Source organism: Nostoc sp. KVJ3 (assembly GCF_026127265.1).
In the GTDB taxonomy this organism is placed as follows: domain Bacteria; phylum Cyanobacteriota; class Cyanobacteriia; order Cyanobacteriales; family Nostocaceae; genus Nostoc.
The window spans coordinates 4,018,405-4,034,548 of record NZ_WWFG01000001.1 but is presented as its reverse complement, the minus strand read 5'-3'; the positions used below and the strand labels follow the sequence as shown (position 1 = coordinate 4,034,548).

The window sequence follows — 16,144 nt, the reverse complement described above, 5'->3', positions numbered from 1 at the left end:
AAGCCATTATCGTCATTGTAGCGAATACGAACTGTGCCTCGAAAAAAGACGGATGGTTGGGGTGGTGAAAAAAAGCGAAGCCCAGGTTTGTTTAAGTCGTCTTCTTTGATAGGTGTTTGGAAAAGCACATTTACAGTTTGTGGTTTGCCTGTATTGTTAATTAATGGTAGAGAGATGTTGTATTCTATGCCGTAGTTGCCGTGAGCTTCGTAAGCCGTACCAGGATAACGCACGGCGAGTTTGGCAGTTTGGTTTTGTCCAGTACCCATTTTACCTGCTAAAAGGGTACTTAAACCGTATGAAAAAGCTTGTCCTGAAGTGGGAATTGTTAGGTATGAACTATTAGAGTCGGTAACTTGTGCTTGCCAACGAGAGCCAACAGCTACCGCTGCTACCCGACCGTAAATTTCTGCTGTTGCTGTCAGGTTATTTGGCGGACTGGGGGCAGATTCACGCGGCCCTGCAAAATCACCATTTTCTAACAAATTCTCCCATTCTTCTAAGGTGGGTGCTCGTTCAGTAGCATCTGGATTGGGTTTGGCAAACATGGCTAGGTTCGCCATATACACTGGACTATCGCTGTACAAACGCAACAAAGTAGAACGTCCATTCAATGGCGGTGTTAAAGGACGCACTGGAATTGGATGATTCATTAACATCCGACTTTGCTTTGGTGGAATTACTAACTGGCCTGGCCATCCTGGCTGCCGTCTGCCCCGTAGCACATCATTCATGACGCGATCGCCTGGCCCAGCATAAATATTTCCCGAATTATTTGACTGCATGGGGGGCAATTTGAGAAAAGGTGCATCAGGTTGACTAACATAACTGGCTGCTTGCAATATATTTATAGTTGCAGGGCGATCGCTAGGATTGTAAACAATCACCCCCAAATAAAGAGTCCGCAAATCATTTGGAGTCTCAATGGCTCTAGCAATATGATGAGAAAAGAAATCAAAGCGTCCCTTCCATAGAAAGTTTAGGTGGGCACTAGGCACTCTTTTACCCTGGGGAGGAAATGTAGATAGCAGAATACCTTCACTCTGAACTACTTCTGGGTTATTACTGTTAAATACTGGTACTGTATCAAGATGGCCGGGTAAAGGTCTTGTTTGTTGAGGAATAAAGATTTCTTGAGGTTCAGATGCTGGAGAAGGTGCTGCTTGAGCCAAAAGTAAATAGGAAATAAAATTAAGCATTTATTCAAAAAGCAGTTTATCGGTGAAGTACAGAATACAGCATACTTGTACTTATTCTGTATGAGGTTGCGCTTTATTCACCTATGCCATACAAGAGACATCTCCAGAAATAAAATATGCGTTATGCAGAACTCTTGTAGAGACGCGATATATCGCGTCTCTTGCCTTAACCGAACAGTATAGGGACAAAGAGTAACTTGCATTACGTATCTCGGTACAATTCTTTTTTGAATTGAGCTTGAGATCCACAACTGAAGTTTTTTCTTTTAACTTTTTACTTGGAGCAAAGCAACTGTCACCACCCGCCATGCAATTCTCAAAAGCATTGGTTTTAACTTTCCTCTTGGGGATAACCGTTTTTCTCGCGTTTGAGGCTTTCTTCTAAGGCTTGAATTTGTTCGCGACGAGCTTCTAATTCTAAGGAACGTCGTGCTAAGTCTTGGTTTTGCAACGTCAGGGATTGTCGCCAATGTTCTGCTCGTTCGGCTTCGTGCTGCAAAAATTCTGGGGTAATGCCAATGGTGAGGTAGTTTTGTACTAGATGGAGTACCCAGTTGCTAGCATCTTCTATTTTTTCAATGTCGCCTGTAGGGGAAAGTTCGACTAAAACAAGCAAGTTCTCACTCATGATTTTTCCCTTTCCTAGCAGAATGAAAGCCTCTTCTGGAATTATCGCCCACAAGTTATCAGCTTCTTGACGTGCCAATAAGCGTAACTGGTGCTGGTCTAAAAAATCGTTTTTACGCACCTGGGCTAGATATAGCATGAGAGTTGCTTCGCTCCAATTCAAAATCACCGAAGTTGAGATCGCCAGAAGCCGGCGCTCCGATTTCTCTCAAAATTGAAAAAAATTTAATAAAATCAGAAGTGCCAGAATTTATATTTTATTATTCGGTAATGGGTAATTAGGAATTATTGACACTCCCGTTACCCATTACAGTTATCTTAAGCCACGCAGTCCATGCTTAAGATAATGCTTTTAGGCGATCGCGCAAAATTTCAGCCTGTTTCTGTGCTTCTGCTAAAGCATCCCGCGCTCCCTGTACCACGTCGGCTCTCGCTCTATCCACAAAACTAGGATTGTTTAATCTCGTACTCAGAGATTGAACTTCGGCTTCAGCCTTACTTAGGCTTTTATCTAGTTTGGCACGCACAGCTTCAATATCCACTACGCCTTTAAGAGGAATTAGCACTTGTATTGTACCAATCACACCAGCGATCGCATTTTCTGGTTCTTGTGGTTGTTCTAATTCTCTCTGCGGGAAAAAGCGTCCCCATAACCTAAGTCTTGCTTGAGCAGTGAGTAAATTTTGGCTAACAAACCAAGCTGTATAACCAAAACCCACCATTTCAAAGAAGGTTCCGACGATGGGAATATCATCAATGGCATTTCCCGCAGCTAAACCCAATCTACCAAAGACAATGGCCACAATAATTAAGCCAATTGTCTTCAAACCCCTCTGAGGTTTTTTAATAGCAACGGTTTGGCTTTTTTCCTTGTCAGTAATGGTTAAAGTCTCAACTTTCGCCAAATCTTTAATATAATCCTGTCCAGCAGTCAGAATTTCTCGCTCCTTCTCACTTTCAGTTTGCAAATTTGCTGTTACTTTCACCCCTGGCTTAATATCCGCTTCAGCCCGTAAATTTCGAATTGTGCGGATAGTAGCACTTAGCAAATCAAACTGTTCTTCTAAATCTGAATCAATTAAGTTTGCATCCACCTGGGGATAGATTTGTAATGGTAAAGTTTGCGGGAAATCTGCTGGTTGTTGGGTGAGAGTTTGCCAAATTTCTTCAGTAATATGAGGCATCAACGGATGAAGTAGTTTCAAAATCCCTTCCAGCACGTAGGCGAGGGTTTGCTGTGCTAACCGCCGCGATGCTGGATCGGCATCTGCTTGCAATCTGGATTTCACCAGTTCAATATATTGATCGCAGAAATCACCCCAGATAAATTCGTAGAGTCCTTTTGCTGCTTCCCCTAAACCGTAATTATCGATGTAATTGGTGGTTTGTTTGATAACTTGATGATACCGCGAGATAATCCAGCGATCGCTCAATTCGGTAGCAACTGGGTTCCCCAATTGCTGCGGCGTTTGTCCATCCAAATTCATCATCACAAACCGGGCAGCATTCCACAACTTATTTGCAAAGTTGCGGGACGCTTCTACCGATGCCGATTCATCCTTTTTGCGATCGTATTCTAGCCGGATATCTTGTCCCGCACCAGCCACTTCCCTAATTAGGGTATAGCGCAGAGCATCAGTACCATATTTGTCAATTAATAACAATGGGTCAATGCCATTACCTTTGGTCTTAGACATCTTCTGGCCTTTTTCATCCAGCACTAAACCGTGGATGTAAACTGTTTGGAAAGGCATTTGCTGCGTAAAATGCCCAGCCATCATTGTCATTCTGGCTACCCAGAAAAAGATGATGTCAAAGCCTGTTACCAAAGTAGTAGTCGGGTAGTAAGTTGATAAATCTTGAGTTTGTTCTGGCCAGCCCAAAGTCGAAAACGGCCAAAGTCCAGAAGAAAACCAAGTATCCAGCACATCTGGGTCTTGTTCTAACTTGACATTTTCGCCAAATTGTGATTTAGCTTTATCCCAAGCTTCAGTTTCCGATTTTGCTACTACAAAGGGCGTATTATCGGTAATTTGTCCACCCGTTTCACTGATGGCGTACCAAGCGGGGATTTGGTGTCCCCACCATAATTGACGAGAGATACACCAATCAGTGAGTTTTACTAGCCAATCACGATAGACCTTTGTCCAGCGTTGGGGGACAAACTCTGGGGAAGTTTGCTGGTCGAGGAATTCGAGAGTGTTGTCAGCTAGGGGGCGAATTTTGACGAACCATTGAGTCGAGAGGAGAGGTTCAATAGGTACTTTACCGCGATCGCTGTAGGGAACGGTATGCTTATAATCTTCTATCTTCACCAAAAAGCCATCTGCTTCTAGACGAGAAACCACATTCTTTCTAGCAACAAAGCGGTCTTGTCCTTGAAACTCCCCAGCATTGGCGTTGAGAGTGCCGTCTTTGTTCATAATATTGATTAACGGCAAATTGTGACGCTTACCCATGTCAAAATCGTTCGGGTCATGGGCGGGAGTCACCTTTACGCAACCTGTGCCGAAGGTAGGATCAACAAATTCATCGCCAATGATGGGAATCTCTCGTTGTAGAATTGGCAGAGTTAGAGTTTTGCCAATGAGATGTTTGTAGCGATCGTCATTGGGATTAACTGCTACAGCCGTATCGCCCAGCATCGTTTCTGGTCGAGTTGTCGCCACCTCTACAAAACCGGAACCATCGGTGAGAGGATAGCGGAAGTGCCAAAGATTTCCATTCACCTCTTGATTTTCCACTTCCACGTCAGACACCGCCGACTGAGAAGCTGGACACCAGTTAACTAAATATTCACCACGATAAATTAAGCCTTCCTCGTAAAGGCGAGTAAATGCCTCAACAACAGCTTTGGATAAACCCTCGTCGAGGGTAAACCTTTCCCGTGACCAGTCCACCGAGACACCCAAGCGTCGCAGTTGATTCAGAATTGTTCCTTCAGACTCCGCCTTCCATTGCCAAGCGCGTTCTAGGAATTTCTCGCGCCCCAATTCGTAGCGAGTCTTACCCTCTTTTTTGAGTTGCTTTTCTAGCATACTATGCACAGCAATGCTGGCGTGGTCAGTTCCGGGTAGCCATAGGGTATTGCGTCCCTGCATCCGGTGGTAGCGCACGAGGGTATCAATTAAGGCACTTTCAAAGGCGTGACCCATGTGTAAGCTGCCGGTGACATTGGGGGGTGGAATGACGATGCAGTAGGGTTCGCCGCTTTTGTTGGGGTCAGCTTTGTAAATTTGGTTGTCTTCCCAGAATTTTTGCCACTTGGCTTCGGTAGAAAAGGGGTCGTAGAGACTGGGGAGATTGGGAATGGTTGCGGTCATGCGGGAAAACTAAGGAAGGACTTTTATAAATTTTGCCATAGGGTTGGAGGGGGATTGATGGAAACGAACCGCGAAGGCGCGAAGTACGCGAAGGAAGAGGAAAGAAGGATGAGGCAGCTTGGTGATGAGCCGGAGCAGCTAGCGTATGCTGTGATTGGTGCAGCGATTGAGGTACATAAGATATTGGGGCCAGGGTTTTTGGAGGAGGTGTATCACAAGGCACTGAAACTAGAATTTATAATGCGTGGGATACCTCATAAGTCTAAGCATCCAGTAGCAGTGGAATATAAAAGGCATCCCGTTGGTGAGGGGCAATTAGATTTTCTGGTTGGCGATATTGTTGTTGTTGAATTAAAAGCCGTTCAAAACCTAGCTCCCATCCACGAAGCTCAAGTTCTCTCATACCTCAAAATGACCAAACATCACCTTGGCCTTCTCATCAACTTTAACGTCCCCATCCTTAAACAAGGCATCAAACGCATTATCCTCTCTTCTTAATTCTTCCTTCGCGTACTTCGCGCCTTCGCGGTTCGTTAACCCAAACCCATGAAACACCAAACAACCTCCCCTTGGACATTCATCCCCACCCTATATTTCACCTCCGGCATCCCTTACGTCATCATCAACACAGTTTCCGTAATCTTTTACAAAAAACTCGGAATAGATAACGCCCAAATTGCCCTTTGGACAAGCTTCCTCTATCTACCTTGGGTCATCAAAATGTTTTGGGCCCCAATTGTCGATACTTACTCTAGCAAACGCAAATGGATACTTTATACCCAATTTGCCATGTTTGCTTGTCTAGGCTTAATAGCCTTCTCCTTACAACTACCAAATTTCTTTTTCATCTCCCTCGCAACATTAACAATAGGAGCATTTATTTCTGCAACTTATGACATTGCCACAGATGGCTTCTACCTCCTCGCCTTATCTCCAGAACAACAAGCTTTTTTTGTCGGTATTCGTTCACTTTGTTATAGACTTGCTGTCATCTTTGGCTCTGGAATCTTAGTAGTTTTAGCAGGTCAGCTTGAAGTATCTCTCAATAATATTCCTTTAAGTTGGACTATAGCTATTGGCTTCTCAGCTTTAATTATAGCAATCCTATTTATTTCCCATCGCCTAATTTTACCATTACCAGAATCAGATAACCAACGGCAAATCCAAGCTAGAGAAAATATACCATTTTGGTCAATTATTAGCTCATATTTTGCTCAGGATAAAATTATCAGTATTTTAGCCTTTATCTTGCTCTACAGACTTGGCGAAGCGATGCTTGTCAAAATAGCCTCTTTATTTTTATTGGATAAACCAGAAGTAGGAGGCTTAGGGCTATCAACGTCAGATGTTGGATTAGTCTACGGGACATTTGGGGTAATTTCTCTAATTTGTGGAGGAATTTTAGGAGGCTTGCTAATCTCTAAATATGGATTGAAAAAGTGTCTATTTCTTATGGCTTTGGCGTTAAACTTACCTGATATATTTTATGTGTATATGGCTTACACTAAACCTTCGCTAGCATTAATATATCCCTTGGTTTCCTTGGAGCAATTTGGCTATGGTTTTGGATTTACAGCTTTTAGTGTTTATTTAATGTATATCTGCCAAGGCGAATATAAAACTTCTCATTTTGCTATCTCTACTGGCATTATGGCTTTAGGAATGATGCTACCAGGTTTAATTAGCGGTTATCTGCAAAAAGCACTAGGTTATCCATTATTTTTTGTCTTGGTATGCTTGGTTACAATTCCTGGAATGATTGCTATCTTTTTTATTCCTTTAAAAGAAGAACCGAAGCGTCAAAATAATTAATATTATTACAGATAATGGTCTATGTCTTAGGAATAGATGGCGGCGGGAGCAAGACTGTTTGTATCTTGATGGATGATTTACATCAAGTGCTAGGTCGTGGTGAAGCTGGTTCATCTAACTATCAGAGTATAGGAATAGAAACAACTTTACAATCTATTCAATCAGCAATTCACAATGCTGTTGAGGCAGCAAGAATTACAAGTAACTTCAAGATTGACGCGATATGTTTGGGTTTAGCAGGTGTAGGACGTGCAGTAGATATTGAAGTAGTGAAAGGTTTACTTGAAGAGTTGCAGAATAACAAATCTCTTCCTATTAGCTGGGCATTACAGTCAGCGAATATTGTAATTTGTAATGATGCTTTAATTGCTTTAGTTGGTGGAATTGGTCAACCTGTAGGAATTGTGGTTGCAGTAGGTACTGGTTCGATAATTTTCGGACGAAATCATCAGGGAGATACTAAGCGAGTCGGCGGCTGGGGATATATTTTAGGAGATGAAGGTAGCGCTTATAAAATTGCGATCGCAGGTATGAATGCAGCATTAAAATCTTATGATGGACGAGAGATGTCAACGAGTTTGATAGAGGGTTTCAAACAGCATCTTGATTTGGAGAGTATAGAAGATTTAATAGAAGTAATATATCGGCGAGGATGGGGGGTTAAAAAAATCGCTGCTTTAGCACCAATTGTAGATTTGGCAGCAGCATCAGGTGATATAGTAGCGAATAATATAATTGATGATGCTGTAGAAGAGTTAGTAAAAGCTACATCTACAGTAATTGATGCAATTTTTAATGCTGACTCAGTTTTAGAAGTAGTTACAACAGGAAGTGTGTGGCAGGGTAGATGCAAGATCCAGGAAAGATTTGCAGCATCAATTGTTAAAATTTTTCCTGAAGTAAAGGTGATTTTTCCGAGGCATGAACCTGCTTATGGTGCTGCTTTGTTAGCGTTACAGACAACTCAAAATTGACGCGAAGAAAGCAATATATAAGTTTTCAGTCTGCAAATATGCGCTCTAAGAAAGTTACTATTTCAGACCAAGCTGCGGTACTAGCACTAGAATCATAACGATAACCGTCGTCGCGCATGAATGTATGTTCTGCTTCATATAAGAAAACTTGGTGAGGTATGTTAGCGCTCTTAATTGCTTTTATTATAGTTTGGCGATCGCTATCTGGTATATGAGGATCGAGAGTACCAAACACCATTAGCATCTCGCCTTTGATTTCACTCACCCTCTGGATTGTATCGGCTACCTCTTTACCCAATTTCCCACTGGGAATACCAGTCGGGTAACAGCAGACACAAGCCCGAATTTCGCTTTGAAATGCTGCACGGAAAGCTAAATGTCCACCAATACAAAAGCCGAGAGTGCCTATTTGATTTGGAGAAACCGCACTCTCTCTTTTCAGAAATTCAATCATAGCAAGGCAATCGGCATCATATTCAGCTACAGAGGTTCGACGCGCATCGTCATTTCCCCGCATCCTTCCCAAATCGTCTGGCTCTATTACTAAACCAACTGGCTCTATTCGGTGAAAAATTTCTGGGGCTGCTACTACATAGCCGTATCCTGCTAAGTAGTTAGCTAGACGAATCATTGCATCACCTAACTGATAAATATCACTATAAAAGACAATACCAGGGTATTTTCCGGCTGCTTTGGGAGCCGCAACATAAACACGCATTAAGCTGCCATCGACTCTTAATTCAACATTGCGCTTAGTAATTTGCACTTTTTTGTCTCCCTGTTACGCTTGCTGTCATTAGCTTCTACACTGTAGCGCCGCAGCATCCGGTTACTTTCAACCCACAATTTGGGGTTCTTTTACTATGACTGCGATCGCTTTAATACAGACATTATTTAGCTATGGTAGGCTAATAATAATATTGGGTGTGGCTCTTTTAAAAAGGCGCTTTTTATCTGAGTATTTAATAGCACCTTCTTTATCTTTACGTCTACTAGGTGAATTTTTCTCCCCACTTTCCTTTGGTTTTATTGTGCAAATCATTTAAAGCATCGGTTTTTATATATTCAGTACGTATATTATGATATTCTTTAGCTGCTTTTTCAAAATATTTATCAGCTTCAGTTGTATCACCCTTCCATAATTCATTTAATCCCCACCTTTGATATGTTATTCCAAGTTGGTCATACTTAAGATCACTTCCTCCCATCTTTTCTAAAGCAGAAATAGATTTACTAAAATATTCCCTACCTTCTAAATTCCTATCTACAAGAAAAAGAAATTCGGCATAATTTCGGTCTACTATAGTTTTGGTGATTTGATCGTCTTTAACTTTTTCTATAGCTTTCATATAGAATTTCTCGGCATTTAAAAAATTACGTGAGGATTGATTTGCATATGCTATGGCAGTTAAATCAACATAAGAGATAGCATCGTCTGGTATTTGTTCATAAAAGAACTATGCTTGCTGTAATAGAGATTTACTTTCTTGTTGAAGTACTGAAGAAACTTTGTAAAAATAGTCAGGGTTGCTTTTAATATAATCTTTGTGATAAGTAGCAATTTCTATATAGCTTTTTGTTAGTCTTCCTAAGACATCAGTCAATTGAAGACGCATATTTCTATATTTTTCATCTCTAGTTTTTGTTTCAGTATTTATAATTGCATAAACTGATAACAGGAAAGATAAAAAACTTATGCCTATAGTAATTATATCTTTAGTTTGTATTTTGTTATCCTCTCTTACTTGAGAAAGATACATTACATTGTTTAATGAAAACGTATTATTTCTGTTTACTATTACAGCATTTGCGGGTGATATAAAATATGTTTCTAAAGCTAAAATGCTTGCAAATATATAGAGTTTTGGTTGAAGTAACATTATTTTTTCCAGTATTTATTTTCTTATTTAGCTTATCAAAAATTCTCTGATCTTGTTATCCTAGAGAGCCAGTCCACTAAATATATGCTGAAAAAAGATTTATTTTGTTACATTTGGGTAGAGATGTAATTGATTGAAAAGAAAAACCCCGTAGACTGCTAATTACCAGTAATTAGTAGGACAATTTGTTCCAGTTTAAAGAGATTGGGAATCATGTTTTCCATTAAATCATCAGTGGCTTTACTCTGACTCAATAATTAGTAAAGGGGACAGATGACATTCGCTTGTGGCGAAGCACCCATCCCCGAATAGCTGCCCAGATGATTAACCTGGAATCTATAGTCCGGTATCTAATCATCCAAGTATCGTCCGAGATATATGGATTGTCACTGGGATAGATACTGATTTAGAAGATATCTACCAAAAGATGCGCTGTTGATTAACCCCTTCTTCCATCCCCCATCGCCAACAGCGCCGTCCCGTAAGCAGCTTCTGTGTATACTGACGCTACTACAGGAATCTGCAAATAACGCGCTCTAATCGCAGTCCAAGTGTCATTTGCAGCACCACCGCCAGCAGTATAAACACGACTTAACTTGTCTGCGCCCATTTGTTGTAATAATTCGTACCCTCGCGCTTCTATGCGGGCAATACTTTCTAACAAACCATGCAGAAATTCCCCTGGATTCTCTGGGCGTGGTTCCAAACGTGGGGCTAAATTGGGATCGTTAATGGGAAAGCGATCGCCTACCTTCAATAATGGATAATAATCTAACTCGCTGGTTTTTGATGCATCAATCTCCCGACTAAGGCTTTCTAACTCAGCGTTGGTGAAAAATTGCTTTAGTACTGCACCTCCAGTATTAGAAGCACCACCAGTCAGCCACAAATCCCCCAAACGATGGCTGTAAATCCCATATCTGGCATCTTCTACACGGGTACGACTTAATAACTTTAGTACCAACGTGGAACCAAGAGAAGTCACCGCTTCACCAGGTAATTTTGCTCCACTAGCGAGAAAAGCCGCAATACTATCAGTTGTACCTGCACATACCAGACAATCACGGCGTAAACCGAACTTATCCGCAATTTCAGGGCGCAATTCGGAAATGGGAGTACCAGGAGTTAAAACCTTGGGTAGCTGAATCGGTATTTGCAACTTCTCTAGCCATTCTGGGTATTTCAACTCTTCTACGTCATAACCCAGCTTTAAAGCATTATGGTAATCGCTAATACCCAACTGTCCATGTAGGAGAAACGCCAGCCAATCTGCTTGATGCAGGAAATATCTAGCTTCACTAAAAGAGGGTAATTGTCTCATCCACAAAAGTTTAGCTAGGCTAGAGGTGGCACTTAATACGGTATGATTAGGGGGTGCTATACTCCTCAAATGCTCTAGCACCAATGATCCCCGCGCATCGTTATATAATAATGGTGCATCTGTTGGGTTCCCAGCAGCATCAACCAGCAAGACTGTAGAAGAAGTCCCATTAATTGCGATCGCTCTAATTTTTCGCCGCAACTCTTCAGGTATTTGTTCCACCATCAGAAACAAAGCCTCCTGCCAGATTTTGGGCGTAACGGCGGCTGATGAGTCTTGGAAGGGATATCGCACCTCAGCCTGAATAGAAGAGGATTCCTCGTCAATCACCATACCGCGTGCGCCAGATGTGCCGAAGTCGATACCCAAATAAAAATTCATAATTTTTATAAATTTTTTTAATGCAGAATAAATAAAGACTACTGACTAATAACTGCTTTTGTTGCATCTTGTAACAAGATATTCCCCAATTCTGGCAAAACAAGGAAAAGTAGTAAACGAACTGTTCAAAATCTATTCAGGTTAGGAGGTTTTCAGCCATGCCTATCTTAGATACTCTGTATATCGCTCAGATATCTTCCATCTCGGATACTCAAGTCTACATCGCTCTAGTTGTGGCGCTGATTCCAGGAGTTCTAGCTTGGCGATTAGCCACAGAACTTTACAAATAACGCTTCGATGTGACACAGTTGAAAAGCTAATAATCCTGGCAGTACGGGGTGCAATTTCCTTTCTTCTTGTGGCTTTCTGCCATAAGTAGCTAGAAATTTTACACTTACGTAAGCCAGGTTATTTTTTAACTGGTACAACACTTGTAGCTATTTTAAAAAAATGAAGTAATATGACAGCTAAATCAAGCATTCAAGAGTGCTGAGTGCTGTTAGCGGTAGCGGGGCGTTTAGCCCGTGCTGAGTGCCCAGGAAAAAGTAATGAGTAAAAAGTAGTACTTATGAACCCTCCTACTATAAGCCGAGGCACTAGCTACTCTGAACTGATTTGATGCTGAGTGTGATTAGTGATTTTTTTACTCAGCACTCTTCATAGTGCTTCCCTTCACCAAGCGAGGTTATTTTTTAGCATCATGAACGCGATTCAACCCTCCAGACCACCGTTACAACCTATACAAAAACGCCGGGTCACTCCTCGACCAAAGCGGCATCTTCGTCAACGTTCTTACCAGGTGATGGCACTGGAAAGCACAGCCAAGATAGCGGTTAATCTTGTGATTACAGCCGTTGCCGGATCTGCTTTAGCACAACTTTTGCCTTATCATTGGTTACAGCAAGAAAAGTTGCGAGAAATTAGTACTGAAGTCAAATTGATGGAAGGACACGTCAATACTTTGCAGGCAGAATTTAGTCGTAACTTCGATCCTCAGCAAACTAAGAGCATTATGCAACAACAAGGATACCGATTCGATCCTAGCCAGCGGCGGATTGTGTTGATGAATCAGGATCGCCAAGAAGATCAACAAACAGAGTCATCACCTTAAGACAAGTAGGGAATTTGGGATTATTTAGGTTTCTTGTGATTACTAGCTACGGATAAACCGGGTGTTAATTTATATTATTGCTAATAAATAATGGTTAATAGCTAATTTTTGAATAGCTATGTAGTTGTCATCTATTAGTTATTAACGATACAGCGTCCCTCCAATTCCAATTCAAAATTAATCAATTATTTTGAATTTAGAATCCCCCAGAAGGACTAATCTACCAAATAGGACGCTCAGGATAATAACAAATCGTTTAACCAATTTTCGATTTGTAAACGCAAACGAGAACCAGTAACGTCCCTAGTTGTTTCGAGAGAGGGCAGTTGAGTGAGGGCGCGACGGTAATCAGCGATCGCACAATTCCAGTCACCCCAAAGATGGTAAGTTCTGCCGCGTTCAGCCCAGATATGACCTTCTAGTTGACCAAAAAACTGTGCTACCTCAAAATTCTCAATTGCCTCCTCATATTCCTTTAATTCACGCCAGGTAATGCCTCTGTTAATCCACGCCCGGACATGGCAAGGATTTAAATCAATCGCTCGATCGTAGTCGGTAAGTGCTGCTGCTAATTCTCCACAAGCCGCGTAGTAATTTGCGCGATTATTATAGGCACTAGCTAAATTAGGATTAAGCTTGAGGGCGGTGTTGTAATCATGAAGCGCTTTTGGTCTTTCACCACTTTGGAAATAGATCAGCCCCCGATTGTTGTAATCAACGGCATTGTGAGGATGGCGGTAAATTAGTTGGGTTAAAAGTGCGATCGCCTCAGTATAATCTCCTTGTTGTGCCGACTTCAAAGCAAAAGAGCGTAAGTAGTTATTTTCTAAAGTAGATGGGCTGCGATCGTTTTTCCTCTGCTCTTGGACTTTATTTGTATTATTTAAAACATATTGATATTGCTTACTTTGCTGGTCATCGTCAGCTAAAAATGAGTGAATATTCATCTTTCCCTGCCTGAAATCCCTGCTTTGTGAAATAAAATTCTAGTTTTTGATGGGTAGTGGTTTTACCACTGTCTCTATTCTTAAGGTATTTAGGGTTACAAAAAAGCCATCTAAAGAGAGAACTTAACCTAGCCGCACAAGAAAAATCTACGCCTTAAATAAACAATTGCTCCTCAAACCTAATCATGGATACTTGATCCCAGAGGTGAATTCCAGAAATAGCAGATGTCAATCTCAAATACTGGTCAAGTCGCTTCGCTCCAATTAAAAATTAAAAATTATTAATTAAAAATTGCAAGACGCTCGCGGACTCGCTTTAAGCGAAGCCATGCCGAAGGCTTTACGCTGCGCTATCAGTGGGGGCTTGTACCCAAAATTAATTAATTAAAAATTATTCTTCTTCTTAATTTTTAACTTTTAATTTTTAATTAAAAAAAGGTCAAGTAGTGAGAGCGACAAATTGGTAGAATGCCAACAAGCCGTTCTTTTAAAGATGAGAAAGAAGGTAGAGGGGCAGAGGGGAGATGAGGGAGCAGGGAGCAGGGGGAGCAGGGGAAGCAGGGGGAGAAAGAACTAATGCCCAATGCCCAATGCCCAATTCTCAATGCCCAATGCCCAATGCCCAATGCCCCAGTATCTAGATTTAATTTTTAAGTTTTGAGAAATTTTCTGATGACAACTGCAATTTCCTATCCCAATGCGCCTGATTTAGCAACCGATGACTACATTGTTATCGGCTTGGCAACCTGCTTCGTCAAAGAAGATGGAGAAGTTTATCAAATCGAAGTTATAGAACCGATTCCCTCTGCGGCTTTGGAAGCGCTTTTAAAGGGCATTCCTACTTCCTATAAGCTGGCTCATGCAACAACTTTGGGATCTGTGTTAGATGGCGATTCACAACTGCTACCAGATGGCTTTCCAGAGTCGGCTCAGTTTGGAGAAGAATTTGTGCCACGAGCATTTGCAGTAGCTCGTACCTACAAGCGTCGTGAATCTGCAAAATCCCTGATTCCATTAGGTACAAACTATACTGAATTTAAGTATTCCATTGAGCGCAAACGGGTGCTAAATGCCGCTAGAGTTGTAACGAAAGAAGATAACGTTAAACAGCATTCTCACACTCACAAAGTTCTTTAAGAAATTATGCTCAAACTTTACGGCGGCGCTCGGAGTCGAGCCTCAATTGTTCAATGGTATTTAGAGGAAATCCAAGTTCCTTACGAATTCGTCAAACTCGATATGCAAGCGGGTGAACACCTCAAGCCTGAATATTTGGCGATTAACCCAGTTGGTAAAGTTCCAGCAATTGTTGATGGGGATTTTCAGCTTTGGGAATCTGGAGCAATTTTGCTGTATCTTGCCGAGAAGTACAGTAAAAGTCCACTTTCACTAGAGGAACGTGCTGTATTTTCCCAGTGGGTATTGTTTGGAAATTCTACCCTAGCTACAGGGATTTTTGTAGAAGCAAATCGGGAGCGAGAAATGCCCCGCTTGTTGACTCCGTTAAATGAAATTTTCAGTAAGCAGCCTTTTTTGCTGGGTAATGAGTTCACTGTTGCTGATGTGGGAGTGGGTTCTATTCTGAGTTATATTCCCATCATGCTGAAGCTAGACCTCAGCCCTTACCCAGAGGTGTTGAACTATATCAAGCAGTTATCTGAGCGTCCGGCATTTCAAAAAAGTATTGGCGGAGGGGCTTAGAGGTTGAATGAACAAGTATTTTGCTGTGACTAAAGTCACTTTGATCCCCCCTAACCCCCCTTAAAAAGGGGGGAATCGGAATCAAAATCCCCTTTTTTAAGAGGGATTTAGGAGGATCTAGAACTTTTGATACCAAACAAGAGGACTTTTCAAACATCCTCTTAGAATAATTCGTAATTCGTAATTCGTAATTAAGAATTCAATTACGAATTACGAATTTTTTAGCGATAATTTGTAAATTGTAAAGCTACCGGGTAGTCTTCTTGTTTTAGTCGCTGCATAACTTCTTGTAAGTCATCTTTAGATTTGGCAGAAACCCGCACAGCATCCCCTTGGATTGAGGCTTGTACTTTTTTGAATTCGTCCCGAATCAATTTGGAAATTTGTTTGGCGATTTCTTGACTTATGCCTTTTTTGAGTTTGATTTCTTGACGCACGCGATTACCGCTAGCTGATTCAACTTTGCCAAAATCAAAAATTTTCTGGGAAAGGTTACGCTTGGCGGCTTTTTCTCGCAGGACGGTGTGTACAGAATCTAAGGTAAACTCACTGTCAGTACTAACGTTAATGCTTTCTTCGACCAACTCAACAGTAGTTTCAGTGTCTTTGAGGTCGTAACGACCTTTGATGTCTCGGATAACTTGATCGACTGCGTTAACTAACTCTTGTCGGTCAAAGTCGCTCACAATGTCAAAGGAAAATGTAGAAGCCATAAAACATTTTGGATATTGGGAATTGGGAATTGGGAATTGGGGATTGGGAATTGGGAATTGGGAATTGGGAATTGGGAATTGGGCATGGGGTATTAGTTCTTTCTCCCCCTGCTCCCCCTGCTTCCCCTGCTCCCCCTGCCCCCTTGCTTCTTCCC

General features: G+C 41.5%; 16 protein-coding genes. 7 read left to right on the top strand and 9 right to left on the bottom strand.

Annotation, left to right across the window (positions count from 1 at the left end; genetic code table 11):
- The 3 genes from GTQ43_RS16325 to GTQ43_RS16315 form a co-directional block, all read right to left on the bottom strand.
- On the bottom strand, positions 1-1,199 hold a 1,199-nt coding region (locus GTQ43_RS16325; protein WP_265273625.1), incomplete at its 3' end, for a DUF3370 domain-containing protein.
- A gap of 331 nt (positions 1,200-1,530) precedes the next feature.
- Positions 1,531-1,965 (bottom strand): hypothetical protein, encoded by a 435-nt coding sequence (locus GTQ43_RS16320; RefSeq protein WP_265273624.1) that lies wholly within the window; start codon positions 1,963-1,965, stop codon positions 1,531-1,533.
- A 199-nt stretch (positions 1,966-2,164) separates the two neighbouring features.
- Complete coding sequence (locus GTQ43_RS16315) at positions 2,165-5,149, bottom strand: valine--tRNA ligase (RefSeq protein ID WP_265273623.1); 2,985 nt, start codon at positions 5,147-5,149, stop codon at positions 2,165-2,167.
- Positions 5,150-5,206: 57 nt separating this feature from the next.
- Between GTQ43_RS16315 and GTQ43_RS16310 the strand changes: the two genes are divergently transcribed.
- The 3 genes from GTQ43_RS16310 to GTQ43_RS16300 are packed head-to-tail and all read left to right on the top strand — an operon-like array spanning position 5,207 to position 7,935.
- A complete protein-coding gene (locus GTQ43_RS16310; protein ID WP_265273622.1) occupies positions 5,207-5,647 on the top strand; it encodes a GxxExxY protein in 441 nt (146 codons plus the stop codon).
- Between the two features lie 48 nt (positions 5,648-5,695).
- On the top strand, positions 5,696-6,961 hold the full coding sequence (locus GTQ43_RS16305; RefSeq protein WP_265273621.1) for an MFS transporter: 1,266 nt from the start codon (positions 5,696-5,698) through the stop codon (positions 6,959-6,961).
- Between the two features lie 14 nt (positions 6,962-6,975).
- Positions 6,976-7,935, top strand: a complete 960-nt coding sequence (locus GTQ43_RS16300; protein WP_265273620.1) for an N-acetylglucosamine kinase — start codon at positions 6,976-6,978, stop codon at positions 7,933-7,935.
- A gap of 25 nt (positions 7,936-7,960) precedes the next feature.
- Here GTQ43_RS16300 and GTQ43_RS16295 read toward each other — a convergent pair whose 3' ends face one another.
- The 4 genes from GTQ43_RS16295 to GTQ43_RS16280 all read right to left on the bottom strand — a co-directional run bounded on the left by GTQ43_RS16295 (position 7,961) and on the right by GTQ43_RS16280 (position 11,517).
- Positions 7,961-8,701, bottom strand: a complete 741-nt coding sequence (locus GTQ43_RS16295) for a dienelactone hydrolase family protein (RefSeq protein ID WP_265273619.1) — start codon at positions 8,699-8,701, stop codon at positions 7,961-7,963.
- Positions 8,702-8,927: 226 nt separating this feature from the next.
- A complete protein-coding gene (locus GTQ43_RS16290) occupies positions 8,928-9,284 on the bottom strand; it encodes a tetratricopeptide repeat protein (protein ID WP_265273618.1) in 357 nt (118 codons plus the stop codon).
- Positions 9,285-9,392: 108 nt separating this feature from the next.
- On the bottom strand, positions 9,393-9,815 hold the full coding sequence (locus GTQ43_RS16285) for a hypothetical protein (protein WP_265273617.1): 423 nt from the start codon (positions 9,813-9,815) through the stop codon (positions 9,393-9,395).
- A gap of 439 nt (positions 9,816-10,254) precedes the next feature.
- Positions 10,255-11,517, bottom strand: a complete 1,263-nt coding sequence (locus GTQ43_RS16280; protein WP_265273616.1) for an FGGY-family carbohydrate kinase — start codon at positions 11,515-11,517, stop codon at positions 10,255-10,257.
- A 200-nt stretch (positions 11,518-11,717) separates the two neighbouring features.
- Between GTQ43_RS16280 and psaM the strand changes: the two genes are divergently transcribed.
- A complete protein-coding gene (gene psaM, locus GTQ43_RS16275; RefSeq protein WP_040630342.1) occupies positions 11,718-11,807 on the top strand; it encodes a photosystem I reaction center subunit XII in 90 nt (29 codons plus the stop codon).
- A 410-nt stretch (positions 11,808-12,217) separates the two neighbouring features.
- Complete coding sequence (locus GTQ43_RS16270) at positions 12,218-12,628, top strand: hypothetical protein (RefSeq protein ID WP_265273615.1); 411 nt, start codon at positions 12,218-12,220, stop codon at positions 12,626-12,628.
- Positions 12,629-12,864: 236 nt separating this feature from the next.
- On the opposite strand, the gene GTQ43_RS16265 is transcribed toward GTQ43_RS16270, so the two are convergent.
- Positions 12,865-13,575 (bottom strand): tetratricopeptide repeat protein, encoded by a 711-nt coding sequence (locus GTQ43_RS16265; protein WP_265273614.1) that lies wholly within the window; start codon positions 13,573-13,575, stop codon positions 12,865-12,867.
- A 672-nt stretch (positions 13,576-14,247) separates the two neighbouring features.
- On the opposite strand from GTQ43_RS16265, the gene GTQ43_RS16260 reads away from it, so the two are divergent.
- Complete coding sequence (locus GTQ43_RS16260; protein ID WP_265273613.1) at positions 14,248-14,712, top strand: hypothetical protein; 465 nt, start codon at positions 14,248-14,250, stop codon at positions 14,710-14,712.
- Between the two features lie 6 nt (positions 14,713-14,718).
- Complete coding sequence (locus GTQ43_RS16255; RefSeq protein ID WP_265273612.1) at positions 14,719-15,276, top strand: glutathione S-transferase family protein; 558 nt, start codon at positions 14,719-14,721, stop codon at positions 15,274-15,276.
- Between the two features lie 221 nt (positions 15,277-15,497).
- On the opposite strand, the gene GTQ43_RS16250 is transcribed toward GTQ43_RS16255, so the two are convergent.
- Entirely contained in the window at positions 15,498-15,989 is a 492-nt protein-coding gene (locus GTQ43_RS16250) for a YajQ family cyclic di-GMP-binding protein (RefSeq protein WP_265273611.1), read from the bottom strand.
- Positions 15,990-16,144: the final 155 nt, after the last annotated feature.